Source organism: Streptomyces luteogriseus, assembly GCF_014205055.1.
Taxonomy (GTDB): Bacteria; Actinomycetota; Actinomycetes; order Streptomycetales; family Streptomycetaceae; genus Streptomyces; species Streptomyces luteogriseus.
In genome coordinates, this window is record NZ_JACHMS010000001.1 from 6,846,899 (window position 1) to 6,867,798 (window position 20,900).

A 20,900-nucleotide genomic window follows, 5' to 3' on the forward strand; every position below is an offset into this window, starting at 1 on the left:
ACGGAACTTCCATCATCCTGGCACCGAAACTACCCAAAGCGTCCGATCCGGGCGTCTCACCGAGCGGGCGCCGCGCACTCGCGCCTCCCGGGCTGACTAGGCTGGTCGGACGTAGAGCGACACGCACGTCAGCAAGGAGCATCGCCGTGGCGGTACGAGCGGTCCGGGGCGCCGTCCAACTCGAACGGGACGAGGCCAGGCACATGGACGAGCAGGTCGGAGCCCTGCTCACGGAGATCCTCGAGCGCAACGATCTCGCCGCAGACGACCTGATCAGCATCTGGTTCACGGCCACGCCCGACCTGCACAGCGACTTCCCGGCCGCCGCCGCCCGCAAGCTGGGCATCGTCGACGTGCCCCTCATCTGCGCCCAGGAGCTGGACATCGACGGCGCCATGCCGCGTGTCGTCCGGGTCCTCGCGCACATCGAGTCCGACCGGCCCCGGGCCGACATCGCCCATGTCTACCTCGGCGCCGCGGCCGCCCTGCGCAAGGACATCGCCCAGTGAGGACCGCGCTCGTCATCGGCACCGGCCTGATCGGGACGTCCGCCGCCCTGGCCCTGTCCCAGCGGGGCGTCACCGTGCACCTCGCCGACCCGGACCCGGAGCAGGCCCGTACGGCGGCCGCGCTCGGCGCCGGCACGGACGAGGTGCCGGACGGGCCCGTCGACCTCGTGATCGTCGCCGCCCCGCCCGCACACGTGGCGGACGTGCTCACCGACGCCATCCGCCGGGGTGCGGGACGCGGCTACCTCGACGTCGCCAGCGTGAAGGGCGGGCCGCGCCGTGAGCTGGAGGCACGCGGCCTCGACCTGTCCGCGTACATCGGCTCGCACCCCATGTCGGGCCGGGAGAAGTCCGGCCCGCTGGCCGCGACCGGGGATCTCTTCGAGGGCCGCCCCTGGGTGCTGACCCCGACCCGGGACACCGACACCGAGGTGCTGAACCTCGCCCTCGAGCTGGTCTCGCACTGCCGGGCCGTGCCGGTCGTCATGGACGCCGACGCCCACGACCGTGCCGTCGCCCTCGTCTCCCACATGCCCCATCTGGTCTCCAGCCTGGTCGCCGCGCGGCTGGAGCATGCCGAGGAGGCCGCCGTACGGCTGTGCGGGCAGGGCATCCGGGACGTGACGCGGATCGCGGCCTCGGACCCGCGGATGTGGATCGACATCCTCTCCGCGAACCCCGCACCGGTCGCCGACCTGCTCACGGACGTCGCCGCGGATCTGGAGGAGACCGTGCGGGCGCTGCGGGCCCTGCAGTCCTCCGACGACCACAAGCGCCGCGAGGGCACCGACGGGATCGAGGACGTGCTGCGGCGCGGCAACGCCGGGCAGGTCCGCGTCCCCGGCAAGCACGGGTCCGCGCCCCGGGCCTACGAGGTCGTGGCCGTGCTCATCGACGACCAGCCGGGACAGCTGGCCCGGATCTTCGCCGACGCGGGCCTGGCCGGCGTCAACATCGAGGACGTGCGGATCGAGCACGCGACGGGGCAACAGGCCGGTCTGGTGCAGCTGATGGTGGAGCCGAAGGCGGCCCCGGTCCTGAGCGCCGCGCTGCGGGAACGGGGCTGGGCGATCCGGCAGTAGGGCGAGCCGGACGGGGCCGGCCGACGCGCGGCCGGACGAGTGACGCGAACCCAGTAACCTTGTGCGGGGCACTCGCGCCCTCACCCCCGCCGAGCCCGGTCCAGGAAGGTCCCCACTGTGGAAAGCGCCACGCCAGTGATTGTCGCCATCGACGGCCCCGCCGGCACCGGCAAGTCGAGCACCTCGAAGGCCGTGGCGGCCCAGCTCGGGCTGAGCTACCTGGACACCGGCGCCCAGTACCGGGCGATCACCTGGTGGATGGTGAGCAACGGCATCGACATAGACGACCCGTCCGCCATCGCCGCCGTCGCGGGCAAGCCCGAGATCGTCTCCGGTACCGACCCGGAGGGCCCGGCCATCACGGTCGACGGCGTGGACGTGGCCGGTCCGATCCGCACCCAGGAGGTCTCCTCCAAGGTCAGCGCGGTCAGCGCGGTGCCCGAGGTGCGTGCCCGGATCACCGAGCTGCAGCGCTCGATCGCCGCCTCCGCCGAGCAGGGCATCGTCGTCGAGGGCCGGGACATCGGCACGACGGTGCTCCCGGACGCCGACCTCAAGATCTTCCTCACCGCCTCCCCGGAGGCACGCGCCGCCCGCCGCAGCGGTGAGCTGAAGGGCTCCGACGTCCACTCCACCCGCGAGGCCTTGATCAAGCGGGACGCCGCCGACTCCAGCCGCAAGGCCTCGCCGCTCGCCAAGGCGGACGACGCCGTCGAGGTGGACACCACCGAGCTCACGCTGGCCCAGGTCATCGAGTGCGTCGTCACCCTCGTCGAGGAGAAGCGGGCCGGAAAGTGACCGAGCTGCCTTCGGCGCGGGGTGCCGAGGTCGGGCGGCGCATCGGCGTCGGCCTGATGTACGGGCTGTGGAAGCCGCGTGTGCTCGGCGCCTGGCGGGTGCCCGCGAGCGGCCCGGTGATCTTCGCGGTCAACCACTCCCACAACATCGACGGCCCGATGGTCATGGGCGTGGCGCCCCGGCCGACGCACTTCCTGATCAAGAAGGAAGCGTTCATCGGGCCGCTTGACCCCTTCCTGCTCGGCATCGGGCAGGTGAAGGTCGACCGCACCACCACCGACCGCACGGCGATCACCCAGGCGCTCGGCATCCTGGCCGAAGGCGGCGTGCTCGGCATCTTCCCGGAGGGCACCCGGGGGGAGGGCGACTTCGCCTCGCTGCGCGCCGGCCTCGCCTACTTCGCGGTGCGCAGCGGCGCTCCGATCGTCCCGGTGGCCGTGCTGGGAAGTTCCGACAAGCCCGGACGGTTGATAAAGGCGCTGCCACCGCTGCGCTCCCGCGTCGACGTCGTCTTCGGAGAGCCCTTCGAGGCGGGCGACGGCAGCGGCCGCCGGACGCGCAAGGCGCTGGACGAAGCGACCGGGCGCATCCAGAAGCAGCTCGCGGCCCACCTGGAAAACGCCAGGCGCCTCACCGGGCGCTAGACGACACTGAGTAGTGGATCAGCCCGGAACACCGGGCACTCCACCGACCACCACGATGAACGACGAGGTACGGACTTCATGAACGACCACATCCAGCCCGACGGCTCGGACGCGTCCGAGGGCGCGTACGAGCATGACCACGGGGCGCTCGGCGACGCCGAGTTCGCGGAGTTCATGGAGCTCGCCGCGGAGGAGGGCTTCGACCCCGAGGACGTCGAGGGCGCCATCGAGGCGGCGGGCCACGGCCCGCTGCCCGTGCTCGCCGTCGTCGGCCGCCCCAATGTCGGCAAGTCGACCCTGGTGAACCGCATCATCGGGCGCCGCGAGGCCGTCGTCGAGGATAAGCCCGGCGTCACCCGCGACCGTGTCACCTACGAGGCCGAGTGGGCCGGCCGCCGCTTCAAGGTCGTCGACACCGGCGGCTGGGAGCAGGACGTCCTCGGCATCGACGCCTCCGTGGCCGCACAGGCCGAGTACGCCATCGAGGCGGCCGACGCGGTCGTCTTCGTCGTCGACGCCAAGGTCGGCGCCACCGACACCGACGAGGCCGTCGTCCGGCTGCTGCGCAAGGCCGGCAAGCCGGTCGTGCTGTGCGCCAACAAGGTGGACGGCCCGAGCGGCGAGGCCGACGCGTCCTACCTGTGGTCGCTGGGCCTGGGGGAGCCGCACCCGGTCTCCGCGCTGCACGGCCGGGGCACCGGCGACATGCTCGACCAGGTCCTCGAAGTGCTCCCCGAGGCGCCGCGCGAGACGTTCGGCGGGGGCGGCCTCGGCGGCCCGCGCCGCATCGCCCTGATCGGCCGCCCGAACGTCGGCAAGTCCTCCCTGCTGAACAAGGTGGCGGGCGAGGAGCGCGTCGTCGTCAACGAGCTGGCGGGCACCACCCGTGACCCGGTCGACGAGCTGATCGAACTCGGCGGCGTCACCTGGAAGTTCGTCGACACGGCGGGCATCCGCAAGCGCGTCCACCTCCAGCAGGGCGCCGACTACTACGCCTCGCTGCGCACGGCGGCCGCCGTCGAGAAGGCGGAGGTCGCGGTCATCCTGATCGACGGCTCCGAGTCCATCTCGGTGCAGGACCAGCGCATCGTCACCATGGCCGTCGAGGCGGGCCGCGCGATCGTCCTCGCCTACAACAAGTGGGACACCCTCGACGAGGAGCGCCGCTACTACCTGGAGCGGGAGATCGAGACCGAGCTCGGCCAGGTGACCTGGGCGCCGCGGGTCAACGTCTCGGCGCGCACCGGACGGCACATGGAGAAGCTGGTCCCCGCGATCGAGACGGCCCTGGCCGGCTGGGAGACCCGGGTCCCGACGGGCCGGCTGAACGCCTTCCTCGGTGAGCTGGTCGCCGCCCACCCGCACCCGGTGCGGGGCGGCAAGCAGCCGCGCATCCTGTTCGGCACGCAGGCGGGCACCAAGCCGCCGCGGTTCGTGCTGTTCGCCTCCGGCTTCATCGAGGCGGGCTACCGGCGCTTCATCGAGCGCCGCCTGCGCGAGGAGTTCGGCTTCGACGGGACGCCGATCCATATCTCCGTGCGGGTGCGCGAGAAGCGCGGCAAGAAGAAGTAGCACGAGAACACCGGAAAGGGCGGCCCCGTCGGGGCCGCCCTTTCCGGTGTCCGGTGCTCGCTCAGACGCCGCCGCGCCGGCCCGGCGGCAGTCCGGCGGGTACGTAGTGCATCCCCGTGCCGTGCGAGACGGGGCCGACGCGCTGCCACTGCGGCTGCTGCCCGGCGGCGTGCCGGGCGCTCTGGGCGCCCGCGCTGTAGGCACTGTACGAGCTGCCGTACGCGCCTCCGTACGAGCCCGAACCGTACGGGCTGTTCCCGAAGGCGGTGAAGCCCAGCTTCTCCTCGCCGCTGCGGTCGCCGGGCAGTGCGCGGAAGGACTTGACGTACTCGGCGTAGAGCGCGTCGTAGATCGGCGTGGCCGATGGGCCGCCCTGGGAGTCCTGAGCCGATCGCGCGGACGGGATCGGCGAGAAGGACTGGCGGGGTGGAACGTCGTATGCGTGCACGTATGTCCAAACGACCCCGCGGGTCAAGGGATGCGGCCCGGGTACGGCTTTCGCAGGTGTGCGGCCTGCGCGGGTGACGCGGGGGCTCAGGTGCCGGCCAGCGGCAGGGCCGAGGCGACCAGCTGGCCGTTGGCCGCGGCCTTGTCCAGCGCGTCCCGCAGCAGGTCCTCGCGCGGCTGGCGGCCGATCGAGCCGACGGGCGCGGCGAACATCAGCACCTGCTGGTGCTTGTTGGCGGCCGCGCGCCAGGGGTCGGTCACCTGGAGCGGCTGGTGCGCCTGCCACCAGGCCACCGGCTGGCCGCCGTTGCTGCCCGGCTGGAGCACCGCGTGCAGCTGGCCCACGGCGAGCAGCACCGACCAGCCGTGCAGCACCGGCGGTACGGCGGACAGGTCGGTCAGGGGCATGAAGCCCTGCTCGATGAGCAGCGGCAGGAAGTCGTCGCCGGTCCCGGTCGTGCCGGGCCGGGCGATGGGCCCCGTCGGCTCCACCACCAGGGCCGGGTGCAGCTCCCCGCCGATCAGGACGAGCCCGCTGGTCACGCCGAGCACCGCCTGCTCGGGCACCATCTTGTCGGGCTCCAGGTCGACGGTGTCGCCGGTGATGGACTTCACGGCGCCCCGCAGCTGCTCCTCGGTGACCTGCACGACCTGCGAGGGCAGACAGCCGGCGTGGGCGAAGGCGAGGACGGCGGTCTCGTCCCCGATGAACAGGACGGTGCTGGTGCGCTCCTGCTCGGAGTCGCCCGGCGTGCGGCACGACGTGCAGTCGTAGCTGCCCGGGGCGGTCTCTCCGGCGAGCAGGCGGTCGGCTTCTTCGTCGCCGATCTCGGCGCGTACCTCGTCGCTGACGTCGAGCATGCGCGGCACGGGTGGCTCCCTCGGGGATGCGGTGCGTGGCAAAGCCGGGTGGCTCCCGGCCCGTGGTCCGGGTAGGTCCCGGCTCATGAAGAAGACAACGGGCGATCTGTGGCGGGAGTCACGCCCCAGGGCGAACGGAATCGAACCAACCAGCGCACAGGGTCACGCTGGGCGCGGAATCGCGCACTCACCGTCAACTCGGCGTTGTGGCAAGGGGTTTGATGGAGTGAAGTGGGTCACAGATCGCGAGGGGGGTGGGTCGACAAATCCGGAAATCCGCGAATGAAGTGGGTGTCCGGAAATTGCCGTTACCCAAGGTATCGGTGAACTGGCCTGCCCGGACGGGCGACCGGTTGATGGAAGCCGCCGGCCTCCTTAGATTCCTCCGCCGTGTGCAACGAGCACCGCTCGGGTACGTCCGCCGGCCGCCGGGTTCCCAGGAACCGGGCGCAGCACCGCTCCGGTGGACGGGGCGAGCGCGACCCCCGCGCCCCATGGCGTGGGAGTGGCGTTCCGTCAGGGGGAAGCCCGGGTGTTCCGAGAGGGACCTACATGTCCGAATGTGCCGATACCACTCGCCCCACCGCCCGGAAGAACCAGGTTCGAACGACGGCGGTCCTCGCCGGGGCGGCACTGCTCGCGCCCCTCGGACTGCTGGCCGCGACCGGAAACGCCGCGGCGGCTGACAGCGGAGTGTGGGACCGCATCGCCCAGTGCGAGAGCGGCGGCGACTGGCACATCAACACCGGCAACGGCTACTACGGCGGACTCCAGTTCGCCCCCTCCACCTGGAACGCCTACGGCGGCACGGCCTACGCGCCCACCGCCGACCGGGCGAGCAGGTCCCAGCAGATCGCCGTCGCCACCAAGGTCCAGCGCGCCCAGGGATGGGGCGCCTGGCCGACCTGTTCGGCACGCGCCGGGGCGAGCGGCGGCGCACCCGCCGCCGACCCGGTCACCTCCACCGAGCGCGCCCCGGCGAAACCGTCGAAGGTGCCGGAGCGTTCCACGGAACACGCGGACCGCGGCTCCTCCCGCGGCGACTACACCGTCCGCCGGGGCGACACGCTGAGCGGCGTCGCAGCGCGGCACGGGACCACCTGGCAGCGCCTCTACGCCGCCAACAAGGCCGCCATCGGCGGGAATCCCGACGTGATCGTGCCCGGCCTGCGCCTCGAGTTCTGAGCCGCCGCTCCCCCTCGCCGGGCCACGGGCCCCGTCCGGTCGACCGACCGGGCGGGGTTCCGGCGTCCCTGATCAATCCGTGAGCTCACCCGCCTCCCCGGCGAACACGACGGCACCGCGGCGCAGTTCGTAGACGATCGCGGGCCGCCCCCGCAGGGCGGGCGGCAGCCGCTGTTCGGCGACCACCACGCACGCGTCGAGCGCGCCCAGCAGCTCGTACGTCCGGGCCGCCACCGCGGCCGACATGCCCTGGGCGGGCTCGTCGACGAGCACCACGCGCGCGCGGGCGAGCAGCGCCCGGGACAGGGCGAGCATCCGCTGCTCCCCGCCGGAGAGGGTGCCGGCGCGCCGCTGGAGCAGGGGCCTCAGCTGCGGGTAGGCGTCGAGGGCCACGGCGGGGTCCCGCGCGGCGAGTTCGAGGTTCTCGCGCACGGTGAGCGAGCCGAACACGGCCTGCCGCTCCGGCACCAGGCACATCCCGCGCCGGGCGCGTTCGTAGGCGGGCACGCGGGTCACGTCGGCGCCGTCCCACAGCACCGCGCCGCCCGACAGGGGCACCGTGCCGGCCAGGGCACGCAGGGCGGTGGTGCGGCCGGAGCCGTTGCGGCCCAGCAGCACGGTGAGACCCGGGCCGGGGGCGGTGAGGCCGACGCCGTGCAGGGCCTCCAGGGGGCCGTAGCGCACGCGTGCGTGGCGCAGGGCGACGGTCGTCATCGGCCGGCCCCCGATTCCAGGGCGCCCAGGACGCGTCCCGGTGGGCCGGAGGCGACGATCCGGCCCGCGGTCATCACATGCACGACGTCCGCGAGACCGGCCACCAGGTCCAGGTCGTGCTCCACGACGAGGAGGGCCGTGCCGTCGGCGGCCAGGGCCTTCAGGACCCGGGCCAGCGCGGACACTTCGGCGGTGTCCAGCCCCGCGCCGGGTTCGTCGAGGAGGAGGACGCGGGGGCTGCCCGCGAGGATGCGGGCCAGTTCGACGCGGCGCAGCGTCCCGGTGGGCAGCCCGGCGGCGGGCAGGGCGCGCACGGGCCCGTCGAGCCCGAGCAGCCTCAGGGTGCGCTCCACGGAACCCGGGTCGGTCACCCGGCCCTGCTCGGCACCCACCCGGACGTTCTCCGCCACGGTCAGCGAGGGGAAGACGGCCAGTTGCTGGAAGGTCCGTGCGACGCCGAGCCGGGTACGGGCGTGGGCGGGCAGCGCGGTGATGTCCCGCCCGCCGAGCCGCACCGTCCCGTGCGCGGGCCGCAGCGTCCCGGCCAGACAGTGGAACAGGGTGCTCTTGCCGGCCCCGTTGGGCCCCACGACCGCGGTGATCCGGCCGGGGAAGAGGTCCAGGTCCACCCCGTCGAGGGCGGTGAAGCGGCCGTAGTGCGCGTGGAGGCGTCGGGCGGTGAGGAGAGGGCCGGAGGGGGCGGTGGCGGTGGCCGGTTCCGTGGACGGCGGCGCGCCGCCGCCGGGCGCGGCCGGGCGCGGCCGAGGGCCGGAAGAGGGGCCGAGGGGCGCGTCGGCCCGCGTGGCGGAGGAGGGCCCGGAAGCCTCGGGCGTTGCCTCCGGCCGGGCGACTGCGGAGGAGTCGGGTGGCTCGGGGCCCCTCTCGGGCCCTCCGGCCGACGGGCGGCCGTCGTCGCTCGGCGGGCGGGTGGCGGCACGGCCCGACGGGCCGCGTCCCGAACGGCCCGCGTCGCCCCGTGGGCCCGATCCGCTCACGTCGTCCCGGAGTTCGCGTCGGCCCACCGCTCCCGAGCCCTTCGCCCCGCGTGTCACGCCCGTCGCCCCGCTCGGTACCGGTGCCCTCCGCTCCGGTTCCGGCTCCGCCGGGCGCAGCCTCTCGCGGGCCCGGGCGCCCACCGCCGTCAGGGCCGGGGCGCGGCGCGGTCGCAGGCGTTCCCCCGCTGTGCGCAGCGCCTCGTACGGGCCGCCGGGGAAGCGGCCCACCAGGACCGCCAGGATGCCGACGAGGGCCGCCGCGACCCCGCCCCGGGTGCCCGCGTCCAGCCCGACCAGGAGGGCCGCCGCGGCAAGGGCGCCGAGCGTGCTGTCGGCGCCCAGCACCACGACCGCCGCGAACCACAGCAGGCCCCGCACGGGGTCGTAGGCGGCGGCGTCGAACGCACGCAGACCCATGCCGAGCATGCCGCCGCCCAGCGCGGCCAGCGCGGCACCCGCGACGAAGGCCAGCAGCTTCAGGGAGGGCACGCCGACACCCGCCGCCTGCGCACCCCGCTCGTGATCCCGCATGGCGGCCAGGGCCCGGCCCGTCCGCCCCCGCCGCAGCGCGTACGTCGCCAGCAGCGCGACCGCCAGCAGGAGCAGCTCCAGGACGTAGTACGCGCGGTCCCCGTCGAAGCCCGCGGGGCGGCCCAGCGACAGGTCCGAGGTGGCGTACGGCTGGGCGAAGACGAAGCGGCTCACCCCCACGCCGACCGCGAACGTGGCCAGCGCCAGCGCCAGGCCCCGGCGGTGAATCGCCGGCCAGCCCGTCAGCAGGCCGAGCGGTGCCACCAGGACCACCGACACCGCGAGGGCGGCCAGTTCCGGCAGGGCGGGCAGCCCCGGGAAACGGCCCGCCGCCAGCAGGGCCGTGAACAGGGCGCCCAGGCCCGCGTACGCCGCCTGCCCCAGCGAGATCTGGCCGCCGCGGCCGGTGACCACCACCAGGGACAGCAGGATCACCGCCAGCGCCGGGACCTGGACCGACGTGTGCAGATCCTGGCCGGCGAGCCCCAGCGGCAGCAGGAACAGCACGAGCACCACGATCCAGGCACCCGGCGGGGTCGTCGCGCGTGCCGAGGCCGTGCGGGGCAGCGCGTCCCGCTCCCCGACGCCCGGCAGGACCAGGGCCGCGACCAGCAGCGCGACGACGAACAGGTTCGTGCCCACCGCCTGGAGGAGCGGCTCGGCCCAGCCCGAGGGGTGCAGCCGCGTCAGCTGGCTCTGCGCCACCCCGATGCCCAGCGCCACCACCACCGCGACGGTCAGGCTCCGCATCCGCGCGGCCACCGCGACCGCGACGACCTCCATCACGAGCAGCGAAAGACCGTACGGGTCGAGCCGCACGAACGGCGCCAGCAGCACACCCGTCAGACCGGCCGTGAACGAGCCGAACGCCCAGCCCGTGGCCGCGACCCGGTCCGCGTCGATGCCGCCCAGCTCGGCGAGCCGCCGGTCGTCGACCACGGCCCGCAGTTCCCGCCCGAACCGCGTCCGGCGGACCACCGCCGCGACCCCGGCGGCCAGCACCAGCACCACCGCCAGCTGTCCCCACGGCTCGTCCGGCACCAGCACCGGCGCGTCGTCCCGCGCCCCCTGCCCCCACAGCAGCGCCGCCCCGCCCACCAGCAGCACGAACACCCCGATGGACGCCACCAGCGTCTGCGCCGGGTCACCGCCCAGAACCGCCAGGGGCCGGAACACGAACCGCTCCAGGACCACACCCAGCCCCGGCGCCAGCACCAGCAGCGTCACCACCGCCCCGAGCCACAGCGGCCAGCCCCACTCGACCACGCACTGCCGCAGCCCGTACGCGCACACCATCGCGATCGCGCCGTGCGCGAAGTTCAGCACGCCCGTCGCGCGGTACGTCACGATCAGGCCGATCCCGGTCAGCGCCGCCGCGCTGCCGACCGAGAGCCCGGCGAGGGTGAGGTCGTACGTCAGCGAGGACATCAGTCTGTTTCTTCGGCCGGCTCGCAGATCGGGCAGGGGCCCAGCTCACCGCTCGCCACCAGCTTGGAGTCCACCGGGACCGCCTCCGCCTTGCCCGCGACCAGCGGGCAGTCCGCGCGGTGCCACAGCGTGCCGCCCGGCACCATCAGCAGGTCGCCGCTGACCGCGAGCGGGGCGAGCACGGCCCGGCCGGTCTCCTCCGGCCCGGCCGGCTCGTCCTCCACCAGCAGGCCGTACAGCTCCTCCACCCTCCCGGCGGCGATCGACTCCCGGACCCGGGCCAGCAGCACCGCCCCGGCGACGATCAGCGCGGCACCGGGGATCGTGCAGGAGGCCAGGTAGGGCAGCTGCCGTTCGGCGTAACGCTCGCCGGAGACTCCGTACCAGCCGACGACGCACAGCACCGCGCCGGCGGCCAGGGCGGCCCAGCCTGCCCACAGGACGGGATGCACGGTCCGCAGTCGGCTGGTCCGCATCGCTGGCTCCCACACGTCGGATTCGGCTGTGCGTGCGTCGGGCTGCCTGTTCAAGTCCGCCGATCGCTTGCACTATGCCCTGTGGAAGCTGACCCTGAAAGCACCGGGCACACATGGCCCGGACCGACACCCGGTGGTGAGCCAGATGGTTCTCGGCAGCGACCTCAAGCGGGGGAACGCGAGAGGGGGGCCACGCACCGCGGGACGGGGTACGGCGATCGCCGCGGCCCTGGTCCTGGCCCTCGCCCCGGCCCTGGCGGCCTGCAGCGACGACAGCGGCGGCAGCGAGTCCACGCCCCCCACACCGACCGCGGAGCGGACCACGAGCGCGCCGGCCACCGCGCCGGCGGACCGGGCCGCCGCGGAGGCGGAGATCAAACAGAACTGGCAGAAGTTCTTCGACCCGAAGACCTCGACCGAGGAGAAGCAGGCCGTCCTGCAGAACGGCGACCGGATGCGCCCGGTCCTCCAGGCGTTCAGCGGCGACGAGCGCGGCGGGCAGGTCCAGGCGAAGGTCACCAAGGTCGAGTTCACCTCGGCGACCGGCGCGGACGTGACGTACACGCTCACTCTGAAGGGCGCCACCGTCCTGCCCGACGCCTCCGGAAGCGCCGTCGAGCAGGACGGCACCTGGAAGCTGTCCGCCAAGACGCTGTGCGCGCTGGTGCAACTGAGCGGCAATGCGTCACCGGTCCCGGGTTGCTGAGGCCGTAGCCGCGGTGCTGCTGCTCGCCCTGAGCGCGGCCTGCGGCAGCCGGCTCCCGGAGAGCGACTTCGAGCACGACGACCGCACCCCCGCGCCCCGCGACGCCGCGCCCCTGCGGGTCGGCATCATCACCAGCGCCACCAGCCCGGTCGGCGGCAGCGCCTTCACCGGCCCGCGCGACGGCGCCCGGGCCTTCCTCGACCGTCTCAACGCGCGCGGGGGCATCGACGGCCGCCGGGTCGAGGTGCGCACCTGCGACGACGGCGGCAGCGGCGTCGGCAACAACGAATGCGTGCACAAGCTCGTCGAGGAGGACGAGGTCGTCGCCCTGGTCGCCACGACCGCCCTCGACTACGCGGGCGCCTCCCGCGTCTCCCGCGCGGGTGTCCCCGACATCGGCGGCCAGCCCATCGGCACCGCCTACGACACCTACCCGCACCTCTACGGCATCTACGGCAGCCTCGCGCCTCGCGACGGCACCCCCGGCTGGAGCGGAAAGCTGTACGGCGGCACCGAGGTCTACCGCTACTTCAAACGCGAGCACGGTGCCCGTACCGCCGCCGTCGTCTCCTACAACCAGTCCGCCTCGGCCGCCTACGCCCGGCTCGTCGAGCGCGGCCTGCGCGCCGAGGGCTACGAGGTCGTCACCGAGCAGGTCGACTTCGCCCTGCCCAACTTCCGCGCCGTCGCCGCCGACCTCAAGGAGCAGGGCGCCGACCTGGTGTTCGACGCGATCGACGGGCACGGCAACGCCCGGCTCTGCCAGGCCATGGACGAGGCGGGAGCCGACGTCACCGCCAAGGTGACCAACGTGCAGAACTGGACGTCCACCGTCGGCGACGACTACAAGGACGCCCCGCGCTGCCGCAACGCCCTGTGGGCGACCGGCGCCAGCCGCAACTTCGAGGACACCGGCCACCCGGCCGTACGGGAGTTCCGTGAGGCGACGAAGGACCTGAAGACCCACTCCCAGTGGCAGCTGGAGGGGTGGGCGGCCGCGCGGTGGTTCACGGACGCGGCGACGTCCTGCGCGAGTACGGGCATCACCCGCGCGTGCGTCGACGGCTTCATGAACCGCGGCCAGGGCCACACCGCCGGGGGGCTGCTGCTCCCCGTCCGCTTCGACCGCCTGCCCGAGCCGCCGAAGACCAGCAGGACCTGCCTGTCGGTGGCCCGCTGGCAGGACGGCAGGGGCTGGGTGGGGCAGGGGGACATGAACCGCACCTGCTTCACCGTCCCGCAACTGGCCTACGCGCCTTGAGGACAGTGGCTGTCCGCAAGGCCTGGCAGACTCGCCCCATGTTGGAGACCTCGGCCCGCCTGCTGCGTCTGCTGTCCCTGCTCCAGGCCCACCGCGAGTGGTCCGGCGCCGACCTGGCCGGCCGGCTCGGCGTCAGCGCCCGCACCCTGCGCCGGGACGTCGACCGGCTGCGCGAACTCGGCTACCCGGTCAACGCCAGCCCCGGCACCGGCGGCGGCTACCAGCTCGGCGCCGGAGCCGAACTGCCGCCGCTGCTCCTGGACGACGACGAGGCCGTCGCCGTGGCGGTCGGACTGCGCACCGCCGCCGGGCAGGGCATCGACGGCATCGGCGAGACCTCGGTACGCGCCCTCGCCAAGCTGGAGCAGGTGCTGCCGAACCGGCTGCGCCGCCGGGTGGGCGCACTGAACGCCGTCACCGTGCCGATGCTGCGCAGCACGCTGCCCTCCTCGGTCGACCCGGCCGTGCTCACCGAACTCGCCCACCTGTGCCGGGACTCCGAACGGCTGCGCTTCGAATACCGCGGCCACGACGGCACCACCACCCGCCGCAGCGTCGAACCGCACCGCCTGGTGTGCACCGAACGCCGCTGGTACCTGGTCGCCTGGGACCTCGACCGCGACGACTGGCGCACGTTCCGCGTGGACCGCGTCACGCCCAGGCCCCCGCACGGCCCGCGCTTCGTGCCGCGCGACCCGCCCGCCGAGGACCTGGCCGCCTACGTCTCCCAGGGCGTCTCCACGCGCGCGTACGCCACCCACGCCCTCGTACGTCTCCTGGCACCCCTGGAGGACGCCCTCCAGCACATCTCGCCCTCCGCCGGGGTGCTGGAGGCGGAGAGCACGGACACCTGCCTGCTGCGCTGCGGCGCCGGCAGCCTCGATGTGATGGTCATCCACGTGGTGATGCTGGGCTTCGACTTCGAGGTGCTGGAGCCGGTCGAGCTGATCGAGGCGATCAGGAGGACTCGGGACCGGCTTGATGGCGCTCTGGCTCGGGCTGCGCAGTCACCGCCGCGTACTGCGGATGGTGCAGGTCGAACGCCGGGGACTCGGAACGGATCCGGGGCAGCGTCGTGAAGTTGTGCCGCGGCGGCGGGCACGAGGTCGCCCACTCCAGGGAACGGCCGTAGCCCCAGGGGTCGTCGACCTCGACCCTCTCGCCGTACTTGGCGGTCTTCCACACGTTGTAGAGGAACGGCAGCGTCGAGATGCCGAGCAGGAACGCGCCGATCGTCGACACGGTGTTGAGCGCGGTGAACCCGTCCGCGGCGAGGTAGTCCGCGTACCGGCGGGGCATGCCCTCGGCGCCGAGCCAGTGCTGCACCAGGAACGTGGTGTGGAAGCCGACGAAGAGCGCCCAGAACTGGATCTTGCCGAGCCGTTCGTCAAGCATCTTCCCCGTGAACTTCGGCCACCAGAAGTAGAACCCCCCGAAGATCGCGAAGACGACCGTGCCGAAGACGACGTAGTGGAAGTGCGCGACCACGAAGTACGAGTCCGTCACATGGAAGTCCATCGGCGGCGACGCCAGGATCACCCCGGTCAGCCCGCCGAACAGGAACGTCACCAGGAAGCCGGTCGCCCACAGCATCGGTGTCTCGAACGACAGCGAGCCCTTGAGCATGGTGCCGGCCCAGTTGAAGAACTTCACACCCGTCGGCACCGCGATCAGGAAGCTCATGAAGGAGAAGAACGGCAGCAGCACCGCGCCCGTGGCGAACATGTGGTGCGCCCACACGATCATCGACAGACCGGTGATCGCCATCGTCGCGCCGACCAGCGTCAGATAGCCGAACAGGGGCTTGCGGCTGAAGACCGGGATGATCTCCGTGATGATGCCGAAGAACGGCAGCGCGATGATGTACACCTCGGGATGGCCGAAGAACCAGAACAGGTGCTGCCACAGGATCGCCCCGCCGTTGGCCGCGTCGAAGACCTGCGCGCCGAACCGCCGGTCCGCCTCCAGCACCAGCAGCGCCGCCGCCAGCACCGGGAACGCCATCAGGATCATGATCGACGTGAACAGCGTGTTCCAGACGAAGATCGGCATCCGGAACATCGTCATGCCGGGGGCGCGCATCCCGATGATGGTGGTGATGAAGTTGACCGCGCCGAGGATCGTGCCGAAGCCGGCCAGCGCCAGCCCCATGATCCACAGGTCGGCCCCGAGACCCGGCGTGCGCTCCGCGCTGTTGAGCGGGGCGTAGGCGGTCCAGCCGAAGTCCGCCGGCCCGGAGGGCACCAGCAGCGAGCCGAGCACGATCAGCCCGCCGAACAGGAACAGCCAGTACGAGAGCATGTTCAACCGCGGGAAGGCGACGTCGGGCGCGCCGATCTGGAGCGGCATCAGCTCGTTGGCGAAGCCCGCGAAGCTCGGCGTCGCGAACAGCAGCAGCATGATCGTGCCGTGCAGCGTGAACGCCTGGTTGTACTGCGTGTGGTCGATGATCTGGAGTCCCGGGCGGGCCAGTTCGGCGCGCATCAGCAGCGCCAGCACTCCGCCGACCAGGAAGAAGAGGAACGACGTGATCAGGTAGAGGTGGCCGATCTTCTTGTGGTCCGTCGTCGTCAGCCAGTCGACCACCACCCGTCCGTGCCGCGTGCGCGGTTCGGGCGGCGTCACGGCCTGTACGGTCTGCGTTCCCATCGCTCGCTCGCCCCTTCGCTCATCGCGTGCCGGGCCCGCCGCAGCCCGCGCCCCGCATGCCCGCGCGCTCACGCCGTGATGCTCGCGTCACCGCGCGCTCCGACAGGGGGGCGTACCGGCCTCTCTGTGCCGAAGCCATGCATTTCCCGTACTGTGCCGACGCCGCCGGGCCGACGCGGCACCGGAAAGGAATGGAGCCTCACCGGCACTTCTCCCGGCACTTTCCGCCGGGCTTTTCCATGAGCTCATGGGACACGCGGGAATTGCGATCGAATGCCTGCGGAAGGCGTAGCGAACCGCTCGTCCGTGTGACGGGTGACGCCCGAAACTCCTGTCGTGATCTTGTGACAGAAGCGTGACGGGAGGCTGACAGTGACGGCCGGGGCCCCGGACTTCCGCGGTCGCCGGTCAGGACATAGCGTGGCGGCATGGCACCGACTCCGACACCTCCCGCGGAACCCGACGACAGCCCGGACACCTATGTCGGCCTGGAGGCCGGCCGGGCCGAACACCTCGCGCGCGAGCGCGGCTGGCCGACGGTGCGCGCGCTGCCGTCGGGGGCGATCATCACGATGGAGTACCGCGTGGGCCGGCTGAACTTCGAGGTCAAGGGCGGCCGGGTGGCGCGGGCCTGGAAGGGCTGAGACCCGGCGAAGGCCCCGGTTCCACCGCGGAACCGGGGCCTTCGGCGTACCGGACGGGGTGCGCGCCGTCCCGGGTCAGCCGCCCGTCACGGGCCGGGCGGACGGGGCCGAGCCGCGCGGGTGGCGCTCCGGGTGCGGCGGGCGGCGGCTGCCGGCCGGGGTGATCGGCGTGCGCTCCGAGCGGGTGGTGTGGGGGCCCGGGGCCAGGTAGACCGGCGCCCGGGGCGAGCGGGCGGCGACGTCCTCACGGTCGGCCGGCACGGGCGTGACCAGTACGGGCGGCGCGTCGGCCGGTTCGGCCGGGGTGCGGCGCCTGCGGGCCCGCAGGCGGTCGCGCAGGTCGAAGATCGCGTCCTCGGCACGGGCGATCAGCGGCTCGAACCACGGCAGGCCGAGCAGGATCAGCAGACCGGCGGTCCAGCCGAGGAGCACATCGCTCAGCCAGTGCGTACCGAGGTAGACGGTGGCCATGCCGACGCCGAGCGAGGTCACCGCGGACACGGCGGACAGCCAGCGCTGTGCTCTCGCGCTGGACGCCAGGTAGGCCAGGATCCCCCACGTCACCACGGCATTCGCGGTGTGACCGCTCGGAAATATATCGCCGCCGAGCCACATCTCGTTCGAGCCGATCGTGGTCGCGTAGTGCGGTCCCAGGCGCCCCATGCCGTACTTGGCGGCGCCGACCGTGATGTTCAGCAGCAGCAGCGAGACGCCGAGCGCGAGCAGCGGCCGCAGGGTGTGCTGCCGCCAGGAGCGCCAGCCCAGCCAGGCCGCGACCATCACGGCGGTCGGGCCGCGCTGGCCGAGGACTACGTAGTAGTCGACGAACCAGTGGATCTCCGACCACTGCTGGTACGGGCGGAAGAACATGACCTGCCAGTCGAGCCGGACCAGCCAGGACGTGATCACCACGGCCCACACGATCGCGCCGTAGAAGACCAGGGTCGCCGCGAAGAGCACGATGCGGTGCCTGCTCATCTTCGGCACATCGATGTGGGCCGGTCGTTCCGGCTCACGGTCCAGCCGGGCGAACACCCGGTCCAGACGGGTGAGCTTCGGTTCGGTACGCACCCAATCGACGTTACAGCGAGTGAGCTCAGATCCCAGGCGAATCAACGGCTTTGTGATGACGATGTGATGTGGGATTCCTCTCAGGAGGGGGTTTATTTCCAGCGAATCTGTAATCGTCGGCCGCTGCGGCCTTCAATTCCTTTGATCATTCCGGATGCGGGTTTTATTGCGCTTTTGAATTCGTTCACCGGGGCATGGCATGGAATTCCCCCTGCGCTCACAGCGGGTCAGGGCGGGCCGGAGCCGTTCAGCCAGAACGCCCCGTACACCGCCGAGGCCACCGCGACGGCCCCGAGCACCGCCGCTGACCTGCGCATACGCGCCTTGGCCAGAGCGAGCGCGAGAGGCAGCAGCAGCGGGAAGGCGGGCAGCAGCAGACGTGGTTTCGAGCCGAAGTAACTCGACGCGCACAGGGCCAGCGCGGTCACGACCCCGGTGTAGACCAGCAGCGGCAGCGGCTGGCGCTGACGTACTCCGGTCACATACAGCCAGACGACTGACGCGACCCCGACGATCAGCCCCACACCGGCCAGAGCCGCCGGGAACGACGTGAACTTGTCGGCGACGAACCGGGCGAAGGCCCAGCCGCCGTCGAAACCGTTGCGCCAGCCGGCCTGGACGTCCAGATACCCCAGCGGGCCCTTGCCGGTGTGGTGCCCGACCCAGAGCACGTAGCCGACGGCGCCGAGGGGGGCCAGGACCATGCCGAGGACGCGCCGGGTCACGACCCGGGGGCCGGCCAAGGCACCGGAGCCGGGCGGGGTGTCCGGGGCGTCCGGGCCCGCCGCACGCCCGTCCCGTGCGAAGGAGGCGATCGCCGCCACCCACACCGCCGCCACCACGGCCAGTCCCACCGGACGGGTCAGTCCCGCGAACAGGGCCAGCGTGCCCGCCGTCACCCAGCGGCCGGTCAGTACCGCGTACAGCGACCACGCCGCGAGCGCCGTGAACAGGGACTCGCTGTACGCCATCGACTGCACGATCCCGACCGGCAGGATGGCCCACAGCAGCACCGCGCACACCCCGGCCCGGCGGCCGTACACATGGTCCGCCACCGCGAAGATCCCCCAGGCCGCGGCGAGCGAGGAGACCAGGCTGACGAGGAACCCGCCGTCCGCGTACGACAGCGGCGACACCGCCGCCACCAGCCGCTCCAGCCAGGGCAGCAGCGGGAAGAACGCCAGGTTCGAGTGCACGTCACCGTTCGCCAGCCGCACCTCGTAGCCATAGCCGAGCTCGGCGACCCTGACGTACCAGAGCGCGTCCCAGCGGGCGGTCAGCAACGTGTACGCGCTCTTGTCCCGCGCCGCGCTCCACAGGAAGAGGGCCAGCAGGCCCAAGGCGCGCACGGCCACGTATCCGGCGAGCGCCGGGGCCGCCCGGCGCAGCGCCCCGGCGCGGGTCGGAGCCGCGCGCGTCTCAAGATCGGTCACGCGCCCGATTATCGACCCGGGCCGGAACCACCCGGCCGGCCGGGGCGTGGACGAGGTGGGAGGAAGTGGCCCACGCCACATCGTTCCGCCGCAGGTGTGAGAGGTCCGCCACTGGTCTCCGTCGAGGACTCGCGTACTCTGACGTGTCACTCGCTTTTCGTTTGCGCGGGCCGGGGACCACCGCTCCTCTCCGGCCGAGTCGCGGGGGCGTCCCCCACCCCGTGAGCCCGCCGATCGCGAGGGAACATCTGGGAGGTACGTACATGTCCGGGACGACCACGGCCGCCGCTGCGCTGCGCCGTCGGGCGGCCGGGGCCGGTGCCAACCGCTGGGTGGTTCTCGTCGTCCTCTGCGTCAGCCTGCTGCTGGTCGCCGTCGACGCCACCGTGCTGCACGTGGCGGTCCCCGCCGTCACCGAGGACCTCAGGCCCGGCGGGATCGAGCTGCTCTGGATCGTCGACGTCTACCCACTGGTCTGCGCCTCGCTGCTGATCCTGTTCGGCACGCTGGGCGACCGCATCGGCCGCCGAAGAGTCCTGCTCCTCGGCTACGCGCTGTTCGGCGTCGCCTCCGGTCTCGCGGCCCTGGCCGACAGCGCCCAGGTGCTGATCGCGGCGCGGGCGCTGCTCGGCGTGGGCGGCGCGATGATCATGCCCGCGACCCTTTCGATCCTGCGGCAGGTCTTCCCCGAGCGGCGTGAGCGGGCGCTCGCGATCGGCATCTGGAGCGCCGTGGCCGCGGTCGGCGCGGCGGTCGGACCGCTGCTCGGCGGCTTCCTGCTGGAGCACTTCTGGTGGGGCTCGGTGTTCCTCGTCAACATTCCGTTGATGCTGGTCAGCCTTCCGGTGGGACGGCTGCTGCTGCCCGAGTCGAAGGGCGACGGCAGGGGCCCCTGGGACGTGGTCGGTGCGCTGATGGCGGCGGCCGGGCTGTTCGGTGTCGTGCTGGGCGTGAAGCGGCTCGGCAGCGGGGAGTCGCTGGGCAGCCTGCTCACCGTGCCGTCGCTGGTGGTGGGCGCCGCGCTGCTGGCCGGCTTCGTACGGCGGCAGCGGCGGCGGACGTATCCGCTGGTGGACCTCAAGATGTTCGCGCGGCCGGCGTTCAGCACGTCCGTCGGGTGCATCGTGCTGGCGATGCTCGCGCTGGTGGGTCTGGAGCTGATCGCGGCGCAGTACCTGCAGCTGGTGCTCGGACTGTCGCCGCTGGAGACCGGGCTGCGCCTGCTGCCGCTGACGTTCGCGGCGATGGCCGCCGGGCTGGCCGGGGCGCGGATGCTGCGGCGGTTCGGGCCGCGGCGGATGGTGTGCGCCGGGTTCTGCCTCACGGCGTTCGCGGTGGTGCTGCTGACGGCGCTGGGCCGGACCGACGACTGCGCGCTGATGGTGAGCGGGTTCGTGCTGCTCGGCTTCGGGCTGGAGACCACGCTCTTCGGAGCGTACGAGTCGATGCTGAGCGAGGCGCCGCAGGAGCAGGCCGGCGGGGCGGCGGCGATCGGGGAGACGTCGTACCAGCTCGGAGCGGGGATCGGCATCGCGCTGCTCGGCACGGTGATGAACGCGGCGTACGCGCCGAGGCTGTCCGGGGTGCCCGGGGTTCCGGCGTCGGCGTCCTCCTCGGCGGGGCATTCGCTGGGGGAGGCGTACGAGGTCGCCGCGCAGCTGGGCGGGTCTGCCGGTGCCGCTCTGCGGCATGCCGCCCGGGACGCGTTCGTGCACGGGCTGCATGTGACGTTGCTGGTGAGCGCGGGGTTGCTGCTGCTCGGGGCGGTGATGGCGTTGCGATTGCCGCGGGCCATGCAGTGTGAGCCGGGAGCGGTGGAACTTCCTGCCCCCAGGGACGCGGCGGAGTCACGCGTCTCGGTCTGACTTTCCTTCCCCACCCACGCGCCACCCGT

At 72.8% G+C, this 20,900-nt stretch carries 18 protein-coding genes and 1 pseudogene; 11 read left to right on the plus strand and 8 right to left on the minus strand.

The annotated features are described in order from the left end of the window. The first annotated feature begins 146 nt into the window (after positions 1 to 146). From aroH to der, 5 genes are all read left to right on the plus strand, one after another. Complete coding sequence (aroH, locus tag BJ965_RS30500) at positions 147 to 509, plus strand: chorismate mutase (RefSeq protein ID WP_184913077.1); 363 nt, start codon at positions 147 to 149, stop codon at positions 507 to 509. Then, positions 506 to 1,591 carry a prephenate dehydrogenase gene (locus tag BJ965_RS30505; protein WP_184913079.1) on the plus strand — a complete coding sequence of 362 codons (1,086 nt, stop codon included), beginning with the start codon at positions 506 to 508 and terminating at the stop codon, positions 1,589 to 1,591. Before aroH ends, BJ965_RS30505 begins: the two co-directional genes overlap by 4 nt. A 135-nt stretch (positions 1,592 to 1,726) precedes the next feature. Continuing rightward, complete coding sequence (gene cmk / locus BJ965_RS30510; protein ID WP_373569281.1) at positions 1,727 to 2,389, plus strand: (d)CMP kinase; 663 nt, start codon at positions 1,727 to 1,729, stop codon at positions 2,387 to 2,389. After that, positions 2,386 to 3,033 (plus strand): lysophospholipid acyltransferase family protein, encoded by a 648-nt coding sequence (locus BJ965_RS30515; protein WP_184913084.1) that lies wholly within the window; start codon positions 2,386 to 2,388, stop codon positions 3,031 to 3,033. Before cmk ends, BJ965_RS30515 begins: the two co-directional genes overlap by 4 nt. Positions 3,034 to 3,111: 78 nt before the next feature. Continuing rightward, the gene (gene der / locus BJ965_RS30520; RefSeq protein WP_184913086.1) at positions 3,112 to 4,605 is read left to right on the plus strand and encodes a ribosome biogenesis GTPase Der; all 1,494 of its coding nucleotides are present in this window, start codon (positions 3,112 to 3,114) and stop codon (positions 4,603 to 4,605) included. Between the two features lie 61 nt (positions 4,606 to 4,666). Here der and BJ965_RS30525 read toward each other — a convergent pair whose 3' ends face one another. Continuing rightward, a complete protein-coding gene (locus tag BJ965_RS30525) occupies positions 4,667 to 5,053 on the minus strand; it encodes a hypothetical protein (protein ID WP_184913089.1) in 387 nt (128 codons plus the stop codon). A gap of 86 nt (positions 5,054 to 5,139) precedes the next feature. Beyond that, positions 5,140 to 5,922, minus strand: coding sequence for a hypothetical protein (locus BJ965_RS30530; RefSeq protein ID WP_184913091.1), 783 nt, complete (start codon positions 5,920 to 5,922; stop codon positions 5,140 to 5,142). Positions 5,923 to 6,465: 543 nt separating this feature from the next. On the opposite strand from BJ965_RS30530, the gene BJ965_RS30535 reads away from it, so the two are divergent. Further along, positions 6,466 to 7,098, plus strand: coding sequence for a LysM peptidoglycan-binding domain-containing protein (locus BJ965_RS30535; RefSeq protein ID WP_184913093.1), 633 nt, complete (start codon positions 6,466 to 6,468; stop codon positions 7,096 to 7,098). Between the two features lie 72 nt (positions 7,099 to 7,170). Here the strand turns inward: BJ965_RS30535 and BJ965_RS30540 are convergent, their stop codons facing one another. Genes BJ965_RS30540 through BJ965_RS30550 form a run of 3 tightly spaced genes read right to left on the minus strand, consistent with a single transcriptional unit; the run spans position 7,171 to position 11,242 of the window. Then, on the minus strand, positions 7,171 to 7,812 hold the full coding sequence (locus BJ965_RS30540) for an ATP-binding cassette domain-containing protein (RefSeq protein ID WP_184913095.1): 642 nt from the start codon (positions 7,810 to 7,812) through the stop codon (positions 7,171 to 7,173). Next, positions 7,809 to 10,766 (minus strand): ABC transporter permease subunit, encoded by a 2,958-nt coding sequence (locus BJ965_RS30545; RefSeq protein ID WP_184913097.1) that lies wholly within the window; start codon positions 10,764 to 10,766, stop codon positions 7,809 to 7,811. Before BJ965_RS30545 ends, BJ965_RS30540 begins: the two co-directional genes overlap by 4 nt. Continuing rightward, positions 10,766 to 11,242: a hypothetical protein gene (locus tag BJ965_RS30550; RefSeq protein WP_184913100.1), complete on the minus strand. Its 477-nt coding sequence runs from the start codon at positions 11,240 to 11,242 to the stop codon at positions 10,766 to 10,768. Before BJ965_RS30550 ends, BJ965_RS30545 begins: the two co-directional genes overlap by 1 nt. Before the next feature lie 145 nt (positions 11,243 to 11,387). Between BJ965_RS30550 and BJ965_RS30555 the strand changes: the two genes are divergently transcribed. Genes BJ965_RS30555 through BJ965_RS30565 form a run of 3 tightly spaced genes read left to right on the plus strand, consistent with a single transcriptional unit; the run spans position 11,388 to position 14,288 of the window. Then, positions 11,388 to 11,948: a hypothetical protein gene (locus tag BJ965_RS30555; protein ID WP_184913103.1), complete on the plus strand. Its 561-nt coding sequence runs from the start codon at positions 11,388 to 11,390 to the stop codon at positions 11,946 to 11,948. Next, the gene (locus BJ965_RS30560) at positions 11,923 to 13,209 is read left to right on the plus strand and encodes an ABC transporter substrate-binding protein (protein WP_184913105.1); all 1,287 of its coding nucleotides are present in this window, start codon (positions 11,923 to 11,925) and stop codon (positions 13,207 to 13,209) included. Before BJ965_RS30555 ends, BJ965_RS30560 begins: the two co-directional genes overlap by 26 nt. Before the next feature lie 38 nt (positions 13,210 to 13,247). Then, positions 13,248 to 14,288 carry a helix-turn-helix transcriptional regulator gene (locus BJ965_RS30565; RefSeq protein WP_246546080.1) on the plus strand — a complete coding sequence of 347 codons (1,041 nt, stop codon included), beginning with the start codon at positions 13,248 to 13,250 and terminating at the stop codon, positions 14,286 to 14,288. Here BJ965_RS30565 and ctaD read toward each other — a convergent pair. Beyond that, positions 14,287 to 15,858 (minus strand): annotated as a pseudogene (ctaD, locus tag BJ965_RS30570) (aa3-type cytochrome oxidase subunit I); the annotation flags it as partial. The gene BJ965_RS30565 and the pseudogene ctaD overlap by 2 nt on opposite strands. 428 nt (positions 15,859 to 16,286) lie before the next feature. On the opposite strand from ctaD, the gene BJ965_RS30575 reads away from it, so the two are divergent. After that, on the plus strand, positions 16,287 to 16,502 hold the full coding sequence (locus BJ965_RS30575) for a hypothetical protein (RefSeq protein ID WP_030850901.1): 216 nt from the start codon (positions 16,287 to 16,289) through the stop codon (positions 16,500 to 16,502). A 75-nt stretch (positions 16,503 to 16,577) separates the two neighbouring features. Here BJ965_RS30575 and BJ965_RS30580 read toward each other — a convergent pair whose 3' ends face one another. Continuing rightward, positions 16,578 to 17,573 (minus strand): phosphatase PAP2 family protein, encoded by a 996-nt coding sequence (locus BJ965_RS30580; RefSeq protein WP_184913108.1) that lies wholly within the window; start codon positions 17,571 to 17,573, stop codon positions 16,578 to 16,580. Between the two features lie 227 nt (positions 17,574 to 17,800). Continuing rightward, positions 17,801 to 19,006: a mannosyltransferase family protein gene (locus BJ965_RS30585; protein ID WP_184913110.1), complete on the minus strand. Its 1,206-nt coding sequence runs from the start codon at positions 19,004 to 19,006 to the stop codon at positions 17,801 to 17,803. Between the two features lie 263 nt (positions 19,007 to 19,269). Here BJ965_RS30585 and BJ965_RS30590 point away from each other — a divergent pair, with 263 nt between their 5' ends. Continuing rightward, entirely contained in the window at positions 19,270 to 20,871 is a 1,602-nt protein-coding gene (locus BJ965_RS30590) for an MFS transporter (protein WP_184913112.1), read from the plus strand. Positions 20,872 to 20,900 lie beyond the last annotated feature (29 nt).

Excerpts from the sequence above, each read along its gene's own strand:
- der (WP_184913086.1), top strand. The coding sequence starts at position 3,112 with ATGAACGACCACATCCAGCCCGACGGCTCGGACGCGTCCGAGGGCGCG.
- BJ965_RS30535 (WP_184913093.1), top strand. The coding sequence starts at position 6,466 with ATGTCCGAATGTGCCGATACCACTCGCCCCACCGCCCGGAAGAACCAG.
- BJ965_RS30540 (WP_184913095.1), bottom strand. The coding sequence starts at position 7,812 with ATGACGACCGTCGCCCTGCGCCACGCACGCGTGCGCTACGGCCCCCTG.
- BJ965_RS30545 (WP_184913097.1), bottom strand. The coding sequence starts at position 10,766 with ATGTCCTCGCTGACGTACGACCTCACCCTCGCCGGGCTCTCGGTCGGC.
- BJ965_RS30550 (WP_184913100.1), bottom strand. The coding sequence starts at position 11,242 with ATGCGGACCAGCCGACTGCGGACCGTGCATCCCGTCCTGTGGGCAGGC.
- BJ965_RS30555 (WP_184913103.1), top strand. The coding sequence starts at position 11,388 with ATGGTTCTCGGCAGCGACCTCAAGCGGGGGAACGCGAGAGGGGGGCCA.
- BJ965_RS30560 (WP_184913105.1), top strand. The coding sequence starts at position 11,923 with ATGCGTCACCGGTCCCGGGTTGCTGAGGCCGTAGCCGCGGTGCTGCTG.
- BJ965_RS30565 (WP_246546080.1), top strand. The coding sequence starts at position 13,248 with ATGTTGGAGACCTCGGCCCGCCTGCTGCGTCTGCTGTCCCTGCTCCAG.
- BJ965_RS30575 (WP_030850901.1), top strand. The coding sequence starts at position 16,287 with ATGGCACCGACTCCGACACCTCCCGCGGAACCCGACGACAGCCCGGAC.
- BJ965_RS30590 (WP_184913112.1), top strand. The coding sequence starts at position 19,270 with ATGTCCGGGACGACCACGGCCGCCGCTGCGCTGCGCCGTCGGGCGGCC.